The following is a 19,300-nucleotide window of genomic DNA, read 5'->3' as shown; positions in this document are numbered from 1 at the left end:
CCGGCGGGGCCGTTCTGTCCGGCGGGGCCGTTCTGTCCGGCGGGGCCGTTCTGTCCGGCGGGGCCGTTCTGTCCGGCGGGGCCGTTCTGTCCGGCGGGGCCGTTCTGTCCGGCCGGGCCGCCGTGGCCGCCCGGGCCGCCGTGGCCGAAGGCGCCGGGGTGGCCGGCAAGGCCGGGGAGGACGCCGGCCTCGACGGCCTTGGTGATGGCGTCGGCCTGCTCCTGGGTGAGCTTGCCGTCCTTGACGGCCTGGTCCAGTCGCTCCTTGAGCGCGGCCTTGCGATCCTCGGCGGAGTGGCGCTGCGGCCGGTCGGCCGGCCGGTGCTGCTCGCGGATCTTCTCCAGCGCGGCGGTCACCTTGTCGGTGGGCACGCCCAACTCCTTGGCCAGCTCCTCGGCGAACTGACCCTGCCGGTCGGCCTTGGCCCCGGGCGCCGGGGCGGTGCTGGCGCTCGGCGTCGGCGAGTCGGCGGCGAAGGCGATCGTCGGAGCCGCGATCCCGACGCCGAGGACGCCGGCTGCGGCCAGGCCGGCCAGCATGTGCTTCCTGCTGATGGTGCGGGACATGCTCTCCTCCAGAAAGGCTAGGTGGTACGCGATGTCGTCACCGACAGTGACCGGTGAGTCTGGGCGCGACCCGTGGCGAACCTGTCAGCGGGCTGACAATCGAAGACGGAAATCGGTTGTGTCGTCGCTTGTCGGGCGGTCAGGGTCGGTCCACCGCCAACGAAGGGACGTACGCCGAGATGACAGTCGAGATCCGGGAGATCGCACTCGTCGAGCCGGACGCCGGCCCGTACGGCATCACGGTCGGGCCCGACGGCGCGCTGTGGCTGACGCTGGTCCACGGCGGCGGCATCGCCCGCGTGGATCCGGATGGCTCGGTCCGAACCCACCCGCTGGAGCCGGCCGGCGGCCGTCCGTTGATCATCACGACGGGCCCGGACGGAGCGCTCTGGTTCACCCGCTCGGGTGACGACCGGATCGGTCGGATCACCGTCGACGGCGCGCAGCGCACGGTCGCCCTGCCGCCCGGAACCGGGCCGGGTGGCATCGCGGCCGGACCCGACGGGGCACTCTGGTACGCGGGAATGACCTCCGACACGATCGGCCGGGTAGCCACCGACGGCACGGTGACCGTCTTCCCGCTGCCGATCACCGGCGGGTTCCCCTCGATGATCACCGCTGGCGCGGACGACGCCCTCTGGTTCACCCTGAACCGCGCGAACGCGATCGGCCGGATCGCCCTCGACGGCACGGTGACGCTGTACCCGTTGCCCACCGCGGACGCCGGACCGGTCGGCATCGCCCTGGCCACGGACGGTGCCATCTGGTTCGTCGAGATCACCGCCGGTCAGGTCGGACGGATCGACACCGACGGCGTGATCGTCGAGTATCCGCTGCCGGATCGGGCCGCGCGCCCGCACGCGATCGTGGCCGACCCGGCGGGTGGGGCCTGGTTCACCGAGTGGGGTGCCAACCGGATCGGCCACCTCGATCCGACTGGACGATTCGAGAGCTACGCCCTACCCACACCGCAGTCGGAACCACACGGCATCGTCCACACCCCCGACGGAGTGTGGGCAGCCCTCGAAACCGGCGCACTAGCCCACCTAACCGGCGCTGACCCGCGCTGATCATGAAGTTATTGTCGCGACACGCCGTAGCGAGTGACAACAACTTCATGATCGCCGGGGCCGGGCGGGCCGGGGGGCGGACGGGCCGGGGCGGTCGGGTGCGGCGTGGGTGGGGTGCGCGGGCCGGCGGGGGTTACTGGACTGCGGGGGTGACCTTCAGGGTTTGGGTTTCGGTGTCCAGTACTGCTTCGGTGCCTACCGGGACGGTCAGTTGGTGGTGGCCGTGGCCGATGGGGAGGCCGCCGAGGACCGGTACGCCCAGGTCGCCGAGGCGTTCGTTGAGGACGTCGACGATCGTGGTGTCCCAGCCGTCGCCGCAGTCGGTGAACTGCCCGACCGCGACCCCGGCCAGCCCGTCCAGCGCGCCGGCCCGGCGGAGCTGGGTGAGCATCCGGTCGACCTTGTACGGGGGCTCCTGCACGTCCTCGATCAACAGCACCGCGCCGGTCAGGTCGGGCAGGTCCGGTGTGCCGATCGAGGCGGCGATGAGGCACAGGTTGCCACCGAGCAGGGTGCCGGTGGCGCGGCCCGGGACGCGTACGTCGAAGGTCTCCTCGGTGGGTGCCGCCTCGACGGTCACCGGCTCGGTGGTCATCAACGCCGCGTGCAGGGACTCGGCGGAGCGCAGCGGGGTCCGCTCGTCCCGCCAGGCTGCCCCGGGGCCGTGCACCCCGGCCAATTTGGCACCCCGCCACAGGGCGAGCTGCAACGCGGTGATGTCCGAGAAGCCGGCCACCACCTTCGGGTCGCGGCGCACCGCTGCCATGTCGATGGCGTCGACGATGCGCTGGGCGCCGTAGCCGCCCCGGGTGCAGATCACCCCACGGATCTCGGGATCGGCGAACGCCGCGTTCAGGTCGGCGGCGCGCAGGTCGTCGGTGCCGGCGAGGTAGCCGTGGCGGGCGTATGCGTTCGGGGCCGGTACCGGACGCAGACCCCAGCCGGTGAGCAGCTCCATGCCCCGGGCCACCCGCTCCGGAGAGGTCGGCCCGGACGGCGAGACGAGCAGCACCGCGTCACCCGGGCGCAGCACGGGCGGGCGGACGGCGGCGGTCTCCTGGTTGATCACAACCGCAGAGCCTAACCACCGTGCCGACACGGAGGCCGTCGGCCGGTCCGGTGGACCCGCGCCAGGGCGTGGCGGAGCGCGCCGCACCCGCTAGCCTCGACAGGTGGCAACCGCGCTGGTGATCGAGAACGACCCGACGGACGACGCACGCCGGTTGGGTGAGTGGCTGACCGAGGCAGGGCTGGAGCTGTGGGTGGTCCGCCCGCACGCCGGTGACGAACTTCCCGCCGACCTTGAGGGGTACGCGGCGCTGGTGGTGCTGGGTGGCGACCAGCAGGCGTACCCGCTGCCGGACGGCTCGCCCGGCGCGCCCTGGTTCCCGGCGGTGGAGGGCCTGCTGCGCAAGGCGGTCCGGTACCGCGTGCCGACCCTGGCCGTCTGCCTGGGCGCGCAGTTGCTGGCCACGGCGCACGCCGGGCTGGTCGAGCGGAGCCCGTCCGGGCCGGAGGTCGGCCCCGGCGTGGTCGGCCGGCGCGACGCCGCCGAGCAGGATCCACTGTTCCGGTACGTGCCGCTGATCCCGGACGTGCTCCAGTGGCACTCCGACGAGATCACCGAGCTGCCCCGGGGCGCGACCCTGCTGGCGGCCTCCACCCGTTATCCGCACCAGGCGTTCCGGCTCGGTGACCGGGCCTGGGGGTTGCAGTTCCACATCGAGTGCGACACCGCGATGATCGCCGACTGGGCCACCGACTCGACCCTGCTCGCCGAGTTGGGCTACGACCCGGAGCTGGTGGTGGCGGCCTGCGACTCGGTGATGGTGGACGTCGAGGAGGTCTGGCAGCCGTTCGCCGCCCGGTTCGCCGCGCTGGCCCTCGGCGAGTTGGACGACAGCACGATCCGGCGCGGCCTGCCGCTGCTCGGGCACTGATGAGCCGGCCGACGAGGGCCCCGGGTCGGCTCGCCCGCTACGGCTTCGGCACCGCCGAGGGCGACGGTGGCGCGCGCGCCGCCGACCTGCTCGGCCCGGACGGGCTGGCTCTCTGGCTGCCGGTGAAGCAGGAGCCGGTCGACGACGCGGCCGGGGAGCTGCTCGCCGCGCTGTCCCGGGCCGCCGACCCGGACCTGGCGCTGCGACAACTGCACCGCATCGTCGAGGCCGAGAGCCGCACCAGCGCCACCAGCACCGGTGCCGGCTCGCGGCTGCTCGTGGAGCTGCACGCCGATCCCGGGCTGCGGCGGCGGCTGATCGCGGTGCTGGGCGCGTCGTCGGCGCTCGGCGACCATCTGGTGGCGAACCCCGAGCACTGCCTGACGCTGCGTACCGCACCGGACGGGCTCGCGCCGATCGCCGACGGTCGGCTGGAACCGGTCGGCGACGGTAACCCGGTGGCGGTGCTGCGTGCCGCGTACCGGCTCTCGCTGCTGCGGATCGCGGCGGCCGACCTCACCGGTGGCCGTGCCCTGGAGCAGACCATGGCGGCGCTGTCCGCGCTGGCGGACGCGACGCTGGCCGCCGCCTACGAGATCGCCGTCGCCGAGTTGGCGGCGGGCACCGAGCGGCCCCGGCTGGCGGTGGTGGCGATGGGCAAGTGCGGCGGCGGCGAGCTGAACTACGTCTCCGACGTGGACGTGATCTTCGTGGCCGCCGAGGACGCCGACCTGCCCGCCGCGACCCAGGTGGCGACCCGGTTGATCTCCGTGTGCGGGATGGTCGCCTGGCCGGTGGACGCCGCCCTGCGGCCCGAGGGCAGTCGCGGGCCGCTGGTGCGTACCCTCGCCAGCCACCTCGCCTACTACCGCCGGTGGGCGCGCACCTGGGAGTTCCAGGCGCTGCTCAAGGCCCGCCCGGCCGCCGGGGACCTGCCGCTGGCCCAGGAGTGGATCGACCAGCTCGCGCCGCTGGTGTGGCGGGCCGCCGAACGACCCGAGGCGGTCGAGGACGTCCGGGCGATGCGCCGCCGGATCATCGACAACATCCCGCCCAAGGAGCTGGAACGCGAGATCAAGCGCGGCCCGGGCGGGCTGCGCGACATCGAGTTCGCCGTCCAGCTGCTGCAACTCGTGCACGGTCGGGGGGACGAGACACTGCGGGTGCCGGGCACCATTCCGGCGCTGCGCGCGCTCGTCGCCGGCGGCTACGTCGGGCGCGCCGACGGCGAGTCGCTGCTGCGCGGCTACCGCTTCCTGCGCGGTGTCGAGCACCGGCTCCAACTCCAGGCCCTGCGCCGCACGCACACCGTGCCCACCGAGCCGGGCGCGCTGCGCTGGCTCGCCGCCGCGCTGGGTTTCGTGGCCACGCCGGGCCGCAGCGCCGTCGAGAGCTTCCGGGCCGACTGGGTCACCCATGCCGCCGAGGTACGACGGCTGCACGCCAAACTGCTCTACCGGCCCCTGCTGGAGTCGGTGGCCCGGGTACCCGCCGACGGGCTCCGGCTCACCCCGGAGGCGGCCCGGCACCGGCTGGAGATCCTCGGCTTCGCCGACCCCGCCGGGGCGCTGCGTCACCTCCAGGCGCTCACCGGCGGGGTGAGTCGTACGGCGGCCATCCAGCGGACCCTGCTGCCGGTGCTGCTGAGCGAGTTCGCCGACGCGCCGGAGCCGGACCGGGGACTGCTCAACTACCGCAAGGTCTCCGACAAGCTGGGCAGCACCCCCTGGTACCTGCGGCTGCTGCGCGACGGCGGTCCCGTCGCCCGCCGGCTGGCCCGGGTCCTGGCCCTGTCCCGGTACGTCGCCGACCTGCTCGCCCGCGATCCGGAGGCGCTGCGGCTGCTCGCCGAGGAGAACGAGCTGTCACCGCGTCCGCGTCCGGTGCTGCGGGAGGGCTTCCTAGCGGCGGCGGCCCGGCACACCGATCCCGTCGAGGCGACCCGCGCGGTGCGGGCGCTGCGTCGCCGGGAGCTGGTCCGGGTGGCCTGCGCGGACGTGCTCTGCCGAGCCGGCGCGCTCGCACCCAGCCCGACCCGGGCGGACGGCGCGACGCGGCCGTCGCCAGGTCTGGCCGACATCACCGAGGTCGGTACGGCCCTCGCCGACGTCACCGACGCCACCCTCGCCGCCGCGCTGCGGGCCGCGCGAGCCGGTCAAGCCGCCCCGGACGGGCTGCGGTTCGCGGTGATCGGGATGGGCCGGCTCGGCGGGTACGAGTCGAACTACCTCTCCGACGCCGACGTGCTCTTCGTCTACGACCCGCCCGCCGGCAGCAGCGAGAGCGCTGCCAGCGCCGCCGCGCACGCCATCGCGGAGGAGCTGCGTCGACTGCTCGGCATGCCCGCCCCCGATCCGCCGCTCGGTGTGGACGCCGACCTGCGTCCGGAGGGCCGGCAGGGTCCGCTGGTGCGCAGCCTCGCCGCCTACGCCCAGTACTACGCCCGCTGGTCACGGGTGTGGGAGGCGCAGGCGCTGCTGCGCGCCCGGTTCGTCTGCGGCGACGCCGACCTGGGCGCCCAGTTCGAGGCGATGATCGAGCCGGTGCGCTACCCGGCCGACGGACTGACCCGCGAGCAGGTCGTCGAGATCCGCCGGATCAAGGCCCGGGTGGAGACCGAACGGCTGCCACGCGGGGCCGATCCGGCCACCCACACGAAGCTGGGCCGGGGCGGGCTGGCCGACGTCGAGTGGGCCGTCCAACTCGTCCAGCTCCGACACGCGGGCGCGATCCCGGAACTGCGCGGCACGCGTACCCTCGATGCCCTCGCGGCGGCCGAGCGGGCCGGCCTGGTCGATCCGGCGGACGCCGCGGAGATGGCCGCCGGCTGGTCCCTGGCCGCGCAGGTCCGCAACGCGTTGATGCTGGTCCGGGGCCGGGCCGGCGACCAGCTGCCCCGGCACGGCGTGGAGCTGGCCGGGGTGGTCCGGCTGCTCGGCCGGGACGATCCGGGCGAGTTCCTCGACGAGTACCTGCGCACCGGCCGCCGCTCCCGCGCCGCCGCCCAGCGGGTGCTGGAGGGGTAGGACGGTCAGCCGAGGGTGTATTCGCCGGCGCGGGGAACGGTGACGGTGGTCCAGTCCCCGTCGGCCGCGACCGTCGCGCCGCCGGACGCGGTCAGCCAGCGGCTGTGCCGCACCCGCACCGACACCGGGCCGGCCGCCGGGGTCCGGAAGGTGACCGCCGCGCCGTCCGCGCGGACCAGCTCGGCGGGCGCGGCGACCAGCGGCGTCGGGTCGACCACCGCCCAGACCCGCCAGTGCGGGCCGGACCAGGCCGGGGTCAGGTACGGCAGGCCGCCCTCGACGAGTTCCGCCTCGGAGCGCCCCACCCAGGACAGCGGGGCGTCCGGCACCGCCACGTACTGCACGGCGTTCTCCGCCAGCCAGGCCCGGTAGCTGTCCGGGTTCAGCGCTACGCCGGTGCCGGTCGCGCCGGGCACGGTGGTGAAGAACAGCGGGTTGCGGTCGATGTCGGCCTGCCGCAACCAGCCTCGGGCCAGCGGCACCTCACCGAGCCGGGCCGCCTCCCAGTAGTTGCGCGTCGGCGGCACCTCGACCCGGCCGGTGAGCCGCTGCCCGGCCAGGAACGCGCGCAGTGGCGCGTGGTAGCCGGGCGCGCTGGTCGGGTCGCCGAGGCTACGCAGGTCGGCGGGGACCACCGGCGGCTGCCAGACGCACACCGCCGCCAGCAGCGCGGCCAGACCGATCCCACCCACCAGCCGCGCCGGCACGGGACCGACAGTCGGCCGGCGGGCCAGGCGGGTCGAGAGCCAGGCCGGCGGACGGGCCGCGGCGGCCAGCACCGGCAGCGCGAACATCGTCGCCAACCGGGTCGCGTTCAACCCCACCGGCGTGTGCACTCCGGCGGCGACCAGCACGCCGGCGGCGGCCAGCAGCGCGCCGAACCGCACCGGCCGGTACGCCACCAGCGCCGCCACCAGCAGGCTCGTCACCACCGCCCGCACGGTGTCGGTGCGGCTGATGTTCATCCAGCCGCCGTCGCCGAAGAACAGCGCGGTCGCGGCCAGCGGCACGGCCGCCGCGACACCGAGCGCCAGGCCGTCGGCGTACCGGCGGGCCAGCAGCAGCGCCGCGCCCGCCAGGCCGACGAACAGGCCGGCCACCGGGCTCGTCGCCGACGCCAGCAACGCGCCGGCCGCGGCCAGCGCGACACGACGACCCGGGGGTACGCCCCGCGTCAGCGCGACGAGCGCCGCCAGCCCGAAGGCGACACCGAGGGCGTACGTCACCCGGCCCGACACCAGGTTGCCGGCCAGCGTGACCACGCCGACCAGGCTGCCCAGCAGCGGACGCGGCACCGGGCTGCGGACCAGCAACGCCGCCAGCGCGGTCGCCGACGCCACCAGCGCCAACGCACCGGTCACCCGCACGCCGAGCACCGCCATCACGGGCTGCGACACCAGGCTGTAGCCGAACTGCTGCACCCCGCCGTACCAGCGCAGGTCGACCGGGGTGAAACCGTGGGCGGCGAAGAAGTCGGCGCGGGCGACCTGCGCCGAGAGGTCCGAGCCCATCAGCGGCAGCGCCAGCCAGAGCGCGCCGAGCACGACGGAGCAACCGGCGGCCACCGCCACCACCCGACTGCGCCGCATGCCCACCTCCGTACCGCGACAACCGTACTGGCAGCATGTCCGGCGTGCCTCACCACCTCGCGCGCTGGACCGGACTGGCGGGATCGGCGCTCCTCGCCGTCGCCGCGTTCCTCGGCGGCGCACTGCCCGACTCACCCCTGCGCAGCAACCCGGTCAGCATCTGGCAGGGCCCGAACGGGCCGCTGGTGCTCATCGCCTGGCTGGTCGGCACCGCCCTGCTGGCGTACGCCTGGTGGTCGCTGCGCGACGACGTGCCGTCGACCCGCTGGGCGCTGGTCACCGTCGGGCTCTGGCTGCTCCCGGTGCTGATCGCGCCGCCGCTGGCCAGCCGCGACGTCTACGCGTACGCCTGCCAGGGCGCCAGCTACGCCGCCGGGATCAACCCGTACGAGCAGGGCGTCTCCGCGCTGCCGTGCCCCTGGCTGGACACCATCTCGTACATCTGGCGGGACACCCCCGCGCCGTACGGGCCGCTCTTCGTGGTGCTGTCCGGCGCGGTGGTCAAGGCCACCGGTTCGCTGACCGGCGCGATCGTGGTGTTCCGGCTGATCGCCGTGGCGGGGGTCGCGCTGATGGCGGTCAGCCTGCCGGTGCTGGCCCGACGGGTGGGCGTACCGGCCTCCCGGGCCGTCTGGCTGACGCTCGCCTGCCCGCTGGTCGCCGTGCACCTGGTCTCCGGCGCGCACAACGACGCCCTGATGGTCGGCCTGCTGGTCGCCGGACTGGCCGTGATCGCCTCCCGGTCCGGGCGCCCCGGCCCGCTGCTCGCCGGGGGCGTGCTGCTCGGTCTCGCCGCCGGTATCAAGGTGACGGCCCTGGTCGTGGTGCCGTTCGCCGCGCTGGCCGCGATCGTCGGCGGGTACTCGATCCGCGCGCTGATCCGCCACGGCGGCTGGGTGGTCGGCGGCGCGGTCGCCGTCGTGGTCGGGGTGACCTTCGCCGCCGGCCTCGACTTCGGCTGGGTCGGCGGGCTGGCCCGAGGCGGTGACGTGATCGCCTGGACGTCGCCGTCCACGGCCGTCGGGCAGACCATCGCGTACCTGGCGGTGCCCTTCGGCGGGCACGTCGACGCGCTCGGGGTCACCCGGGGGATCGGCATGGCGGTGCTGGCGGTGCTGCTGGTGTGGCTGTGGTGGCGGGCCCGCACCCGGGAACCGCTGTGGTACGCCGCCGTGGCGCTGGCCGCCACGGTCGCCCTCGCGCCGCTGTTCCACCCCTGGTACTGGATCTGGCCCCTCGCGGTGCTCGCGGCCACCGCCCGGCGTACCGGCTGGTTCACGGTGGTGGCGCTGGTCGCGTCGTTCCTGGTGCTGCCCGACGGCACCGGGCTGCCCCGGTACACCAAGACGGCCGGTGCGCCACTGATGACGCTGTTGGTGATCGTGCTGGCCGTCCGGTTGGTACGGTCGGCTCGGGCGACCCGCCAACCGGTCGCCGCCGACTAGGAGGAAGGTGCGCCGGTGACCACTCCCGGCGCGTCCCTCTCCCGCTACGCGGGGGTGGTCGGCGCGGTCCTGCTCGCCGTGGCCGGGTACCTCGGCGGGGCGCTGCCCGACGCCCCGCTCGGGGCGACACCGGTGTCGATCTGGCGAGCCCCGGACGGCCCGGCGACGTTGGCCTGCTGGCTGGCCGGCACCGCGCTGCTCGTCGGCGCCTGGTGGTCACTGCGCGCCGGCGCGCCGTCCGGCCGGTGGGCGTACGTCACCGCCGGGCTGTGGGCGTTACCGCTGCTGGTCGCGCCGCCCCTGGGCAGCCGGGACGTCTACTCGTACGCCTGCCAGGGCTGGACCTACGCGCACGGTGCCGACCCGTACGCCGTCGGGGTGGCCGCGGCGGGTTGCCCGTGGGTGGAGACGGTGGCGCCGATCTGGCGGGACACGCCCGCTCCGTACGGGCCGGGTTTCGTGCTGCTCGCGGCGCTGGCCGTCGTCCTCGGCGGTGGGCTCACCGGCACGGTCGTGGCGCTGCGGGTGATCGCCGTGGCGGGAGTGCTGCTGGCGGCGTACTGCCTGCCGGGCCTGGCCCGGGCGGCCGGCGTACCGACCCGGCGGGCGGCCTGGCTGGCGCTGGCCGCGCCGCTGGTCGGCGTACACCTGGTGGCCGGCGCGCACAACGACGCCGTGATGCTCGGGCTGTTGCTGTGCGGGCTGTCGGTGGCGGTCCACCGGCCGGGCCGGCCCGCCGCGCTCCTGCTCGCCGGGGCGCTGCTCGGGCTGGCGGTGACCGTGAAGGCCAGCGCCGTGGTGGTGGTGCCGTTCGCGGTGCTGGCGGGAGCGTCCGGCCGCACGGTGTTCCGCAGCGGCGCGTGGCTGGGCGGCGGACTCCTGGGCGCGCTGCTGGCCAGCTCGGCCCTGTCCGGCCTCGGGTTCGGCTGGGTGGGCGGGCTGACCCGCAGCGGAGACTCCGAACAGTGGACGTCGCCGCCCACCGCCGTCGGATTCGTCGTCGACTACGCCGGCGCGCTGGTCGGACGGGAGCCGCAGTCCGTGCCGGTGACCCGCGTGCTCGCGCTGGCGCTGCTCGCGGTCGTGCTCGTGGCCCTCTGGTGGCGTACCTGGCGAGTGTGGCGGCGAGCTGATGCCGGCCCGGGCGGGCTGTCGGGCGGGCTTTCGGACGGCTCGGCCCGGTGCCGCGTGGCGCTTCGCGGCGCGGGCCTGGCCCTGGTCGCCACCGTCGTCCTGTCGCCGGTCTTCCACCCCTGGTACGCGACCTGGCCGCTGGCCCTGCTCGCGCTCAGCGCCGCCCGGACCACGTGGTTCGTGCTGCCGGCCGCCGTGGCTGCCTTCCTGGCGCTGCCCGACGGCACCAATCTGGCCCGCTTCACGAAGGCACCCGGCGCGGTGGCGATGACCGTCCTGCTCCTGTTCCTGCTCCTGCGGCGTAGTGACGCCCGCGCGCTTCGATCCTGGATGTCCGCACCGCCGCACTAGGGCGGGACCAGGTTGTCCACGCTGTCCCGCGCCGGCGCTCGCGTCCTGTCGCGAGCTGGCCCGGTGGAGCGGGCCCCGGCCGGCCTGGTCGCGTCCTGTCGCGTGGTGACCTTGTGGAGCAGGCCCCGGCTTGGTCGCGTCCTGTCGCGTGCTGGCCCGGTGGAGCAGGCCCCGGCTTGGTCGCGTCCTTTGCTCTGCTTCAGCGGAGGCAACACCCGCTGTCCGACTATCGGACGTCAGGTGTTTCCTGGGTTGAAGCAGAGCAAAGGACGAGCGGAACTCCCTGCCACCTCGGCGCAGGAGACGGCCAGGGTCATCCGGTGGGCCCGGGCGGGCCCGTTGCGTCAGTGGCGGGTGCCGTAGGTCCGGCCGGCGGCCGAAGGGCTGCCCAGACGGGTGCGCACCGCGAGGGCCACCGGCAGCAGGGTGGGGCCGACCAGGCCGACCACTGCCGCCGTCACGGCGAGCGCCGTCCAGTTCGCGGCGAACGCCGACGGGACGCCGTCCGCCGCCCCCGCCAGCGGATGCAGGGCCAGCAGGCCAACCGGGGTGAGCAGGATCAGAGCGGCCCAGCCGCCCCGGTAGTCGCCGCGCAGCGCCAGCCCCACCGCGAGCAGCAGCGCCATCGCGAGCACCGCCATGGCGGCGTTCCCCAGGACCGGCTCCGCCGTCAGGGCGCGGTAGCTCCAGGAGAAGACGTTCCTCGGCATCGCGCTCGCCACTGCCAGACCGCCGACGGCGGCGACCAGCGGCGCCACCCGCAGCGACAGCGGCCGGGCGCGGGACGCGCCGAGCGCGACCAGCCCCAGCCCGACCTGGGGGAGCAGCACGAACAACGGCGGGCGCGGCAGGCCGGTGAGCGCGGCGGCGGGGACGAGCGCGACCGTGAGGAGCAGCGCGACCGCGACCGCGCGCCGGTGCCAGCGGCCGGGTGTCAGCGCCTGCGCCGCCGCGGCGAGCAGCCAACCGACCCACGCCACGATGCCGAGCGAGACGAACGGCCCGGCGGACGGCTCGCCGAAGCCGGGCAGCGCCGGGCGCAGTTCGAGCACGGTCCACATGCCGGCGAGCGCGGTGGCGGTGAGCAGGGCCAGGGCGGCCGCGAGGTGCACCCCGGGGACCAGGTGGACCGCGCCGGCGGCGCGTACCCGCTGGCGAAGCCCGCCACGCAGGAGGTCCACGGCGTCCGCGGGCGCCGGCCAGCGGCGGCCCGGCGCGGCCAGGTCCAGGTACGTGCCGACGATCTCGGCGCCCCGGGCCCGCCGGTAGTCGGCGGGGTACGCGACGAGGAGTCGGAGGTAGCGGCGCTCAAGCTGGGTCATGCGAGCCCTCCGGCGAGGCGTGGGGTGGTGGTCGGTCGGGCGGCGCGGGCTCGTGCGGCGAGCCGGGCGGTGGCGGCCTCGACGTTGCGTCGGAGCCGCTCGGTCTCGGCGCTCAGGGTGGCGTCGCCGGCGGGGGAGAGCCGGTAGTAGCGGCGCAGGCGGCTGTCCACCACCTCCTCCCGGTCGACCTCGACGAGACCGGCGTCGACCAGCCGGTCCAGCGCGCCGTAGAGCGTTCCGGGGCGCAGCGACACGCGGTTGTCGGAGAGAGCGGCGACCTCGCCGATCAGTCCATAGCCGTGCATCGGCTCGACGGCGAGCGCGGTCAGGATCAGGAAGGTGGGTTCACGCAGCGGTGTATCCATCGCCGTAATATAACGGACGCGAAGGCATGACGGGGAGAGGGGCCACGAAACGGGCCGGGCCGGCTCCGCGATGGCGGAGCCGGCCCGGCCGGTGTAGCGGTGAACTGCTCAGCAGTCGTAGTACATGGCGAACTCGTGCGGGGTCGGGCGCAGACGCACCGGGTCGACCTCGTTGGCGCGCTTCCAGTCGACCCAGGTGGAGATCAGGTCGGGGGTGAAGACGCCGCCCTCGAGCAGGTAGTCGTGGTCGGCCTCGAGCGAGTCGAGCACCGCCGGCAGCGAGCCCGGAACCTGCTTGACGTCGCCCCACTCCTCCGGCGGGAGGTCGTAGAGGTCCTTGTCGATCGGCGTCGGCGGCTCGATCTTGCTCTTGATGCCGTCCAGGCCGGCCATCATCATGGCCGAGAAGGCCAGGTAGACGTTTGCCGACGGGTCCGGCACGCGGAACTCGACGCGCTTGGCCTTCGGGTTGGCGCCGGTGACCGGGATGCGGGTGCAGGCGGAGCGGTTGCGCTGCGAGTAGACCAGGTTGACCGGGGCCTCGTAGCCGGGGACCAGGCGACGGTACGAGTTGACCGTCGGGTTGGTGAACGCCAGCAGCGACGGCGCGTGGTGCAGCAGACCGCCGATGTACCAGCGGGCCGTGTCGGACAGGCCGGCGTAGCCGGTCTCGTCGTAGAAGAGCGGCTCACCGTTGAGCCAGAGGCTCTGGTGGGTGTGCATGCCGGAGCCGTTGTCACCGAAGAGCGGCTTGGGCATGAACGTCGCGGTCTTGCCGTTGGCCCAGGCCTCGTTCTTGACGATGTACTTGAAGAGCTGGAGCTGGTCGCCGGCGTGCAGCAGCGTCGAGAACTTGTAGTTGATCTCGGACTGGCCGGCGGTGCCCACCTCGTGGTGCGAGCGCTCCACGGTGAAGCCGGTGTCGACCAGGCGACGCACGATCGAGTCACGCAGGTCGGCGTAGTGGTCGACCGGCGGCACCGGGAAGTAGCCGCCCTTGTAGGCGGTCTTGTAGCCGAGGTTGCCGCCCGACTCGTCGCGGCCGGTGTTCCAGGCGCCCTCGATCGAGTCGATGTAGTAGAACGACTGGTGCGCCGACGTCTCGTGGCGGATCGAGTCGAAGATGTAGAACTCCGCCTCGGCGCCGAAGTAGGCGGTGTCGGCGATGCCGCTGGCCGCCAGGTACGCCTCGGCCTTCTTCGCGACGTTGCGCGGGTCGCGGCTGTAGGCCTCGCGGGTGAACGGGTCGTGGATGAAGAAGTTCAGCGCGAGCGTCTTCTGCGCGCGGAACGGGTCGATGAACGCGGTGGCGACATCCGGGAGCAGGAGCATGTCCGACTCGTGGATCGCCTGGAAACCGCGGATCGACGAGCCGTCGAACGCGAGGCCGTCGGTGAAGAGGTCGTCGTTGACGGACTCGACCGGCAGGTTGAAGTGCTGCATCACACCGGGCAGGTCACAGAAACGCACGTCGACGAACTTCACGTCCTCGTTCTTGAGGTATCGCAGCAGTTCCTCGGGATTGGCGAACACACATCCTCCTGGCACGTCCACGGGTGGCTAGCGTCCTGGCGACGCTATGGCCGGGGAGTTGCCCGGCCATGTCTTCAGTGTTTCTGCCGTGTTACGTCCCTCGCGGAGCGTCAGGGATGCTCCTGTCCACGCACTCAGCCTGCGCGAACGTCGTACCGGCTGTGCCAGTGTAATGACACTTGAGGTCATTGGCCCGAATCGGCACGCAGTGGGGACGGCACCTCGACGGCCTCGATTCCGACGCGGATACCCTTGATCGCTGTGACCAGTCCGCACGTCCCGGCATCGCCGGCCACCGACCCGACCTTCACCCCGCCGAGCCTGGGCCGGCGCTTCGGCGCGCTGATCGTGGACTGGGTGCTCTCCCTTCTGGTGGCCAACATCTTCGCCGACCCGGTACGCGACGGCTGGGCGCCGGTGCTCGTGCTGATCCTGGAGTACGGCCTCTTCCTCGGCCTGTTCGCCCAGACGCCGGGCATGTACATCACCAAGGTCCGCTGCGTGAACTGGCACGACGGAGGCCGGATCGGCGTGCTCCGCGCGCTGGCCCGAGGCGTGCTGCTGGCGCTCGTCGTCCCCGCGCTGATCATGGACCAGCACCGCCGGGGCGTACACGACCGGCTCGTCGACTCCGTCGTCGTCGACGCCCCCCGCGCCTGACGCCCGGCACCGCCCGCCGCTGGGCGAGCCCTCGCCCGCCATCCCGCCCCCGGCGCGGAGATCCGCACAAGTTCGGGGATGTTGCTGCTTCCCGCGCGTCGGAGGCAGCAACATCGGGGAAGTTGCGCGGATCTTGGGCGCGGGGCGCGAGGCGCGAGGCGCGAGGCGCGAGGCGCGAGGCGCGAGGCGCGAAAGAGCCGGACCCGTGGGGGTCCGGCTCTTTTTCGGGTACGGGGTCAGCGTCGCGGCTGGCGGGCGCCGCCCGGCGGGCGCATGTTCTTCGGGATCGCGCCCTTGGGCATCTGCGGACGGGCGGTGAGCGCCTTGAGGCGCCTGTCCAGCGCGTTGACGTCCTTGCCGCTGAGCGCGCGGGGCAGCCGCAGCAGGGTGTTGCGCAGCTTGCGGATCGGCAGCTCGCCCTCCTGCTGGCCGATCACGTAGTCGTGCAGCGGGGCGGAGCCGATGACCTTGGCCAGTCGACGCTTCTCCTGCCCGAGCAGGCCGCGTACGCGCTGGGGGTTGCCCTCGGCCAGCAGGATCACGCCCGGCCGGCCGATCACCAGGTGGACCATGTCCATCTGGGTGGTGGAGCTGACGGCCGGCGTGACCCGCCAGTCACCGCGCATGTTCTCCATGATCTGCGCCGCCGCGCCGGGCTGGCCCTCGGCGGCGTTCATCATCGCCTTGTTGGACCGCAGGTTGAGCACGATCAGCACCGCGAGCAGGGCGAACAGGATGCCCAGCGGCAGCCAGATCCAGCTCCAGAGGATCACCGCGACCACGGTGAGCGCGAGCGGGATGAGCACCGCTGCGGCGACCAGCGGCGCGAACCACCGGTCCTGCTTGGCGGTGAACTGGAACACCATCCCGATCTGCTTCAGCCGCTGGCCGAACGAGACCTTCTCCTGGGGCTTTGCCATGCCGCAGAGTCTAGTGGTCCCCGTCGCCCGGGTTGATCCGCGTCCGGGTGCCGCCCGGCTGAGTACCTTACGTCGCCTCAGCGGCCCGGATCGGACGGGTAAGGAGGGTGCCGCTGGGGAAGATGAGGCGGTGTGCCCATGCCGGGGTGGGGCCTTCACGCGAAGAGTTGTCGGCAGAGGACGACGACGCGATGAAGGAGCCTGACATGTTCGGCAACGACGTGGACTTCCTGCTCTCCCTGCACCGTACCCATGCCGCTGAGCTGCGGGCCGAGGCCGCTGCGGAGCGGCTGGCCCGCTCGATGCCGCGCCGGGCCGGCCGTACCTGGACGGGCCGCCGCCAGCCGGTCCGACGCGCGGGCGACGACCGCCGGTGACCGCCGTGGCTCCACCCGCCGCCTCACGCGCTGCCGCGACCCCGCCGATCGGCGGGGTCGCGGTGTCGTCCGGTTCTGGCATGCTCGGTCCCGTGACCGTACGCGCCGCCAGTTCCGTCCTCGTTGGCCGCCAGCGCGAGATCGCGGCGCTGCACGACGCGCTGGGTCGGGCCGGGAAGGGCGAACCGGCCACCGTGCTGGTGGGTGGTGAGGCGGGGGTGGGCAAGACCCGGCTGTTGGAGGACTTCGCGGCCGGGGCCACCGCCTCCGGCGCCCGGGTCCTGGTCGGCCAGTGCCTGGAGCTGGGTGAGGCGGGGTTGCCGTTCGCCCCGTTCGCCGCGGCTCTGCGGGCGGTGCTGCGGTCCGACGGCGCGGAGGTGTTCGCCGGCTTCGAGGCGGAGTTCGCCCGTCTCCTGCCGGAGTTGGGCCGGGCGCCCTCGGCGTCGACGGTGTCGCGAGCGGGACCGCTGATCGACGCCCCGCGTGGATACCTGTTCGACCTGGTCGCCGAGCTGTTCCAGCGGCTCGCCGACGTCCGGCCGCTGCTGCTGGTGATCGAGGACCTGCACTGGGCGGACCGGTCCACCCGCGATCTGATCGGTTTCCTGGTCCGGGCCGCCCGGCCGGGCCGGCTGCTGCTGGTCTGCACGTACCGCACGGACGAGTTGCAGCGCGGGCATCCGCTGCGCCCGTTCCTCGCCGAGCTGGACCGGGCCCGCGGTGTCGAGCGGGTCGAGCTGGGCCGGCTGGACCGTGACGGCACCGGCGCGATCCTCGCCGATCTGCTCGGCGGCGAGCCGGCGCCGCGTGCCGTCGACGACGTCCACAACCGTACGCAGGGCAATCCGTTCTTCATCGAGGAACTGGCGGTGGCCGGTGACCCGATCGGCTGCGCGGCGATCCCCGAGACGCTGCGTGACCTGCTGCTGGCCCGTGTGGACCGGCTGCCCGAGCCGACCCAGCGGGTGCTGCGGATCGCCGCGGCCGGCGGCACGCGCTTCGCCCACGACCTGCTCGCCGAGGTCGCCGGCCTGCCCGAGGCCGAGTTGGAGGACGCGCTTCGCGCCGCCGTCGCCGCCCAACTGGTGGTGGCCGACCGGGACGGCGACTACGAGTTCCGGCACGCTCTGGTCCGCGAGGCCGTGCACGACGAGTTGCTGCCCGGTGAGCACGCCCGCCTGCACGCGCGGTTCGCCGCCGCGATCGAGGCGCAGCCGCACCTGGTCGTCGCCGGCCGGGCTCCGGCCGAGATCGCCCACCACTGGTACGCGGCGCACGACCACCCCCGTGCCCTCGTCGCCGCACGGGTCGCGGCCTGCGCCGCCGCCGACCGGTACGCGTACGCCGAGCAGCGTCGCCTGCTGGAGCGGGCGTTGGAGCTGTGGGAGTTGGTGCCGGACGCGGCCGACCTGCTCGGCATGGACCATCTGGCGTTGCTGGAGCAGACGCTGGACGCGGCGGTGACGGCCGGCGACTTCAGCCGGGCCATCACGTTGACCCGCGCCGGACTGGCCGAGGTGGACGCCGACGCCGCCCCGCTGCGCGCCGCCCGCCTGCTGGACCAGCGGGGCCGGCTGATGGCCCTGCTGGGCAAGAGCGACGGCCGTCGCGAGCTGGACGAGGCGTACCGGCTGGCGGCCGGGGGTCCACCCGGCGTCGAGCGGGTCCGGCTGCTCGCCGACATCGCCACCCACCTGGTCAAGATCGATGCTGCGCAGGCCGCCCGGGTGGCCGCCGAGGCTGCCACGGACGCGAAGGCGCTCGGCGCGGAACCGGCCCTGCTCGCGACCCGGATCGCGCTGCTCTGTCAGGGCGAACGGGACGGCGAACGAGGGCTCGTGGAGCTGGAGCGTGCCGAGGCGGCGGCCCGGGCGTCGGGTGACGTGCCGGCCCTGGTGCTCGCCAAGGTGTTCCAGTCCGACATGCTCTGCGAGGCGGGCCGCTACGCCGAGTCCGCCGAGGCGGCCGAGGCCGGGATGACCGAGGCGCGCCGGGTGGGGATCAGCCGCTCGACCGGGGCGTACCTGCTGTCCAACCGGGCCGAGGCGCTGATCGCGCTGGGCCGCTGGGACGAGGCGGAGACGGTGTGCGCGGAGGCGGCCCGGATCGACCTCTCCGGGGTGACCGGTCTGCACTGGCTCCAGGTGTGCGCCGGTCTGCGACTGGCCCGGGCGCACCCGGGCGCCGACGAGCTGGTCGAGCGGGCGTTGGCCTTCCTCGGCCGGCCCTACCTGTGGCCGAACCACCGACTGCCCCTGCACGAGCTGGGGATCGAGGCGGCGCTGGCGGCCGACGACAGGACCGAGGCGGTACGCGCCGCCCGTGTCGCGGTGGCCGACGAGAGCCTGCCGCAGCTGCCCCGTGAGGGCTGGCCGGTGCTGAGCGCTGCCGCGCGTACCGCCGCCCGGACGGGTGATGACGAGCTGGCCGCCGCCGTGGCCGCGCTCGCGGCCGACCTGCCGGCGCGGCACCCGGCCGCTCGGGCGCACTCCGCCCAGGTCAGCGCTCTGCTGGCGGCCGACGGCGAGGCGCTGCCCGCGTGGCGGACGGCGGTGCGGGCGTGGCGTGCCGACGGGCAGCCGTACCCCCTGGGCCGGGCGTTGCTGGCGTTGGCCGAGGCCGCCGCGGTGGCCGGCGAGCGGGACGAGGTGTCGGCGGCGATCACCGAGGCGGCCGAGATCGCCCGGCGGCTCGGCGCGACGCCGCTGGCCGGGACCGCCGCCACCCTGGCCCGGCGGGTCGGTCTGCGTGGGGCGGGCACCGGTGCGGCCGGCCCGGATGTCCTGACGTCCCGGGAACGGGAGGTGCTGCGGCTGGTCGCCGAGGGGCACAGCAACAGCCGCATCGCCGAGCGCCTGTTCATCTCGCCGAAGACGGCGAGCGTGCACGTCTCCCGCATCATCGCCAAGCTGGACGTCACCAACCGGGGGGAGGCCGCCGCGCTGGCCCACCGCCTCGGCCTGCTGGCCGAGCCCGCCGCCCAGCGTTGACGGCAGCGGCCA

14 protein-coding genes and 1 pseudogene are annotated in these 19,300 nt (G+C 74.2%); 8 read left to right on the top strand and 7 right to left on the bottom strand.

Features of this window, described 5'->3' with window-relative positions:
• Positions 1-113 precede the first annotated feature (113 nt).
• Positions 114-566, bottom strand: a pseudogene (locus ACQPZK_RS23310) (hypothetical protein); the annotation flags it as partial.
• Between the two features lie 179 nt (positions 567-745).
• Here ACQPZK_RS23310 and ACQPZK_RS23305 point away from each other — a divergent pair.
• Positions 746-1,636, top strand: a complete 891-nt coding sequence (locus tag ACQPZK_RS23305; protein ID WP_433535024.1) for a Vgb family protein — start codon at positions 746-748, stop codon at positions 1,634-1,636.
• Positions 1,637-1,769: 133 nt separating this feature from the next.
• Here ACQPZK_RS23305 and ACQPZK_RS23300 read toward each other — a convergent pair whose 3' ends face one another.
• On the bottom strand, positions 1,770-2,702 hold the full coding sequence (locus ACQPZK_RS23300) for a S66 peptidase family protein (protein ID WP_433539288.1): 933 nt from the start codon (positions 2,700-2,702) through the stop codon (positions 1,770-1,772).
• Between the two features lie 106 nt (positions 2,703-2,808).
• Here ACQPZK_RS23300 and ACQPZK_RS23295 point away from each other — a divergent pair, with 106 nt between their 5' ends.
• The gene (locus ACQPZK_RS23295; protein WP_433535023.1) at positions 2,809-3,576 is read left to right on the top strand and encodes a type 1 glutamine amidotransferase; all 768 of its coding nucleotides are present in this window, start codon (positions 2,809-2,811) and stop codon (positions 3,574-3,576) included.
• Positions 3,576-6,602 carry a bifunctional [glutamine synthetase] adenylyltransferase/[glutamine synthetase]-adenylyl-L-tyrosine phosphorylase gene (locus ACQPZK_RS23290; RefSeq protein WP_433535022.1) on the top strand — a complete coding sequence of 1,009 codons (3,027 nt, stop codon included), beginning with the start codon at positions 3,576-3,578 and terminating at the stop codon, positions 6,600-6,602. Before ACQPZK_RS23295 ends, ACQPZK_RS23290 begins: the two co-directional genes overlap by 1 nt.
• Before the next feature lie 5 nt (positions 6,603-6,607).
• Here ACQPZK_RS23290 and ACQPZK_RS23285 read toward each other — a convergent pair whose 3' ends face one another.
• Positions 6,608-8,191 carry a hypothetical protein gene (locus tag ACQPZK_RS23285; RefSeq protein WP_433535021.1) on the bottom strand — a complete coding sequence of 528 codons (1,584 nt, stop codon included), beginning with the start codon at positions 8,189-8,191 and terminating at the stop codon, positions 6,608-6,610.
• Between the two features lie 44 nt (positions 8,192-8,235).
• Between ACQPZK_RS23285 and mptB (ACQPZK_RS23280) the strand changes: the two genes are divergently transcribed.
• Positions 8,236-9,636: a polyprenol phosphomannose-dependent alpha 1,6 mannosyltransferase MptB gene (gene mptB / locus ACQPZK_RS23280; RefSeq protein WP_433535020.1), complete on the top strand. Its 1,401-nt coding sequence runs from the start codon at positions 8,236-8,238 to the stop codon at positions 9,634-9,636.
• A gap of 15 nt (positions 9,637-9,651) precedes the next feature.
• Positions 9,652-11,121: a polyprenol phosphomannose-dependent alpha 1,6 mannosyltransferase MptB gene (gene mptB / locus ACQPZK_RS23275; protein WP_433535019.1), complete on the top strand. Its 1,470-nt coding sequence runs from the start codon at positions 9,652-9,654 to the stop codon at positions 11,119-11,121.
• Positions 11,122-11,465: 344 nt separating this feature from the next.
• Here mptB (ACQPZK_RS23275) and ACQPZK_RS23270 read toward each other — a convergent pair whose 3' ends face one another.
• From ACQPZK_RS23270 to glnA, 3 genes are all read right to left on the bottom strand, one after another.
• The gene (locus ACQPZK_RS23270) at positions 11,466-12,443 is read right to left on the bottom strand and encodes a hypothetical protein (RefSeq protein WP_433535018.1); all 978 of its coding nucleotides are present in this window, start codon (positions 12,441-12,443) and stop codon (positions 11,466-11,468) included.
• Positions 12,440-12,808: a PadR family transcriptional regulator gene (locus tag ACQPZK_RS23265; protein ID WP_433535017.1), complete on the bottom strand. Its 369-nt coding sequence runs from the start codon at positions 12,806-12,808 to the stop codon at positions 12,440-12,442. The genes ACQPZK_RS23270 and ACQPZK_RS23265 overlap by 4 nt, the downstream gene beginning before the upstream one ends.
• Positions 12,809-12,916: 108 nt before the next feature.
• The gene (gene glnA / locus ACQPZK_RS23260) at positions 12,917-14,341 is read right to left on the bottom strand and encodes a type I glutamate--ammonia ligase (protein WP_433535016.1); all 1,425 of its coding nucleotides are present in this window, start codon (positions 14,339-14,341) and stop codon (positions 12,917-12,919) included.
• 261 nt (positions 14,342-14,602) lie between these two features.
• Between glnA and ACQPZK_RS23255 the strand changes: the two genes are divergently transcribed.
• The gene (locus tag ACQPZK_RS23255; protein WP_433535015.1) at positions 14,603-15,001 is read left to right on the top strand and encodes an RDD family protein; all 399 of its coding nucleotides are present in this window, start codon (positions 14,603-14,605) and stop codon (positions 14,999-15,001) included.
• Positions 15,002-15,237: 236 nt separating this feature from the next.
• On the opposite strand, the gene ACQPZK_RS23250 is transcribed toward ACQPZK_RS23255, so the two are convergent.
• Positions 15,238-15,921 carry a DUF4191 domain-containing protein gene (locus ACQPZK_RS23250; RefSeq protein ID WP_433535014.1) on the bottom strand — a complete coding sequence of 228 codons (684 nt, stop codon included), beginning with the start codon at positions 15,919-15,921 and terminating at the stop codon, positions 15,238-15,240.
• A 206-nt stretch (positions 15,922-16,127) separates the two neighbouring features.
• Here ACQPZK_RS23250 and ACQPZK_RS23245 point away from each other — a divergent pair, with 206 nt between their 5' ends.
• Together ACQPZK_RS23245 and ACQPZK_RS23240 are read left to right on the top strand one after the other, a co-directional pair.
• Positions 16,128-16,298 carry a hypothetical protein gene (locus ACQPZK_RS23245; protein WP_433535013.1) on the top strand — a complete coding sequence of 57 codons (171 nt, stop codon included), beginning with the start codon at positions 16,128-16,130 and terminating at the stop codon, positions 16,296-16,298.
• Between the two features lie 80 nt (positions 16,299-16,378).
• Positions 16,379-19,288: a helix-turn-helix transcriptional regulator gene (locus ACQPZK_RS23240; protein ID WP_433535012.1), complete on the top strand. Its 2,910-nt coding sequence runs from the start codon at positions 16,379-16,381 to the stop codon at positions 19,286-19,288.
• The last annotated feature ends 12 nt before the right edge of the window (positions 19,289-19,300 follow it).

This window comes from Micromonospora sp. CA-249363, assembly GCF_050950185.1.
Taxonomy (GTDB): domain Bacteria; phylum Actinomycetota; class Actinomycetes; order Mycobacteriales; family Micromonosporaceae; genus Micromonospora.
The sequence above is the reverse complement of the archived record's forward strand: the minus strand, read 5'-3'. Positions and strand labels throughout refer to the sequence as shown.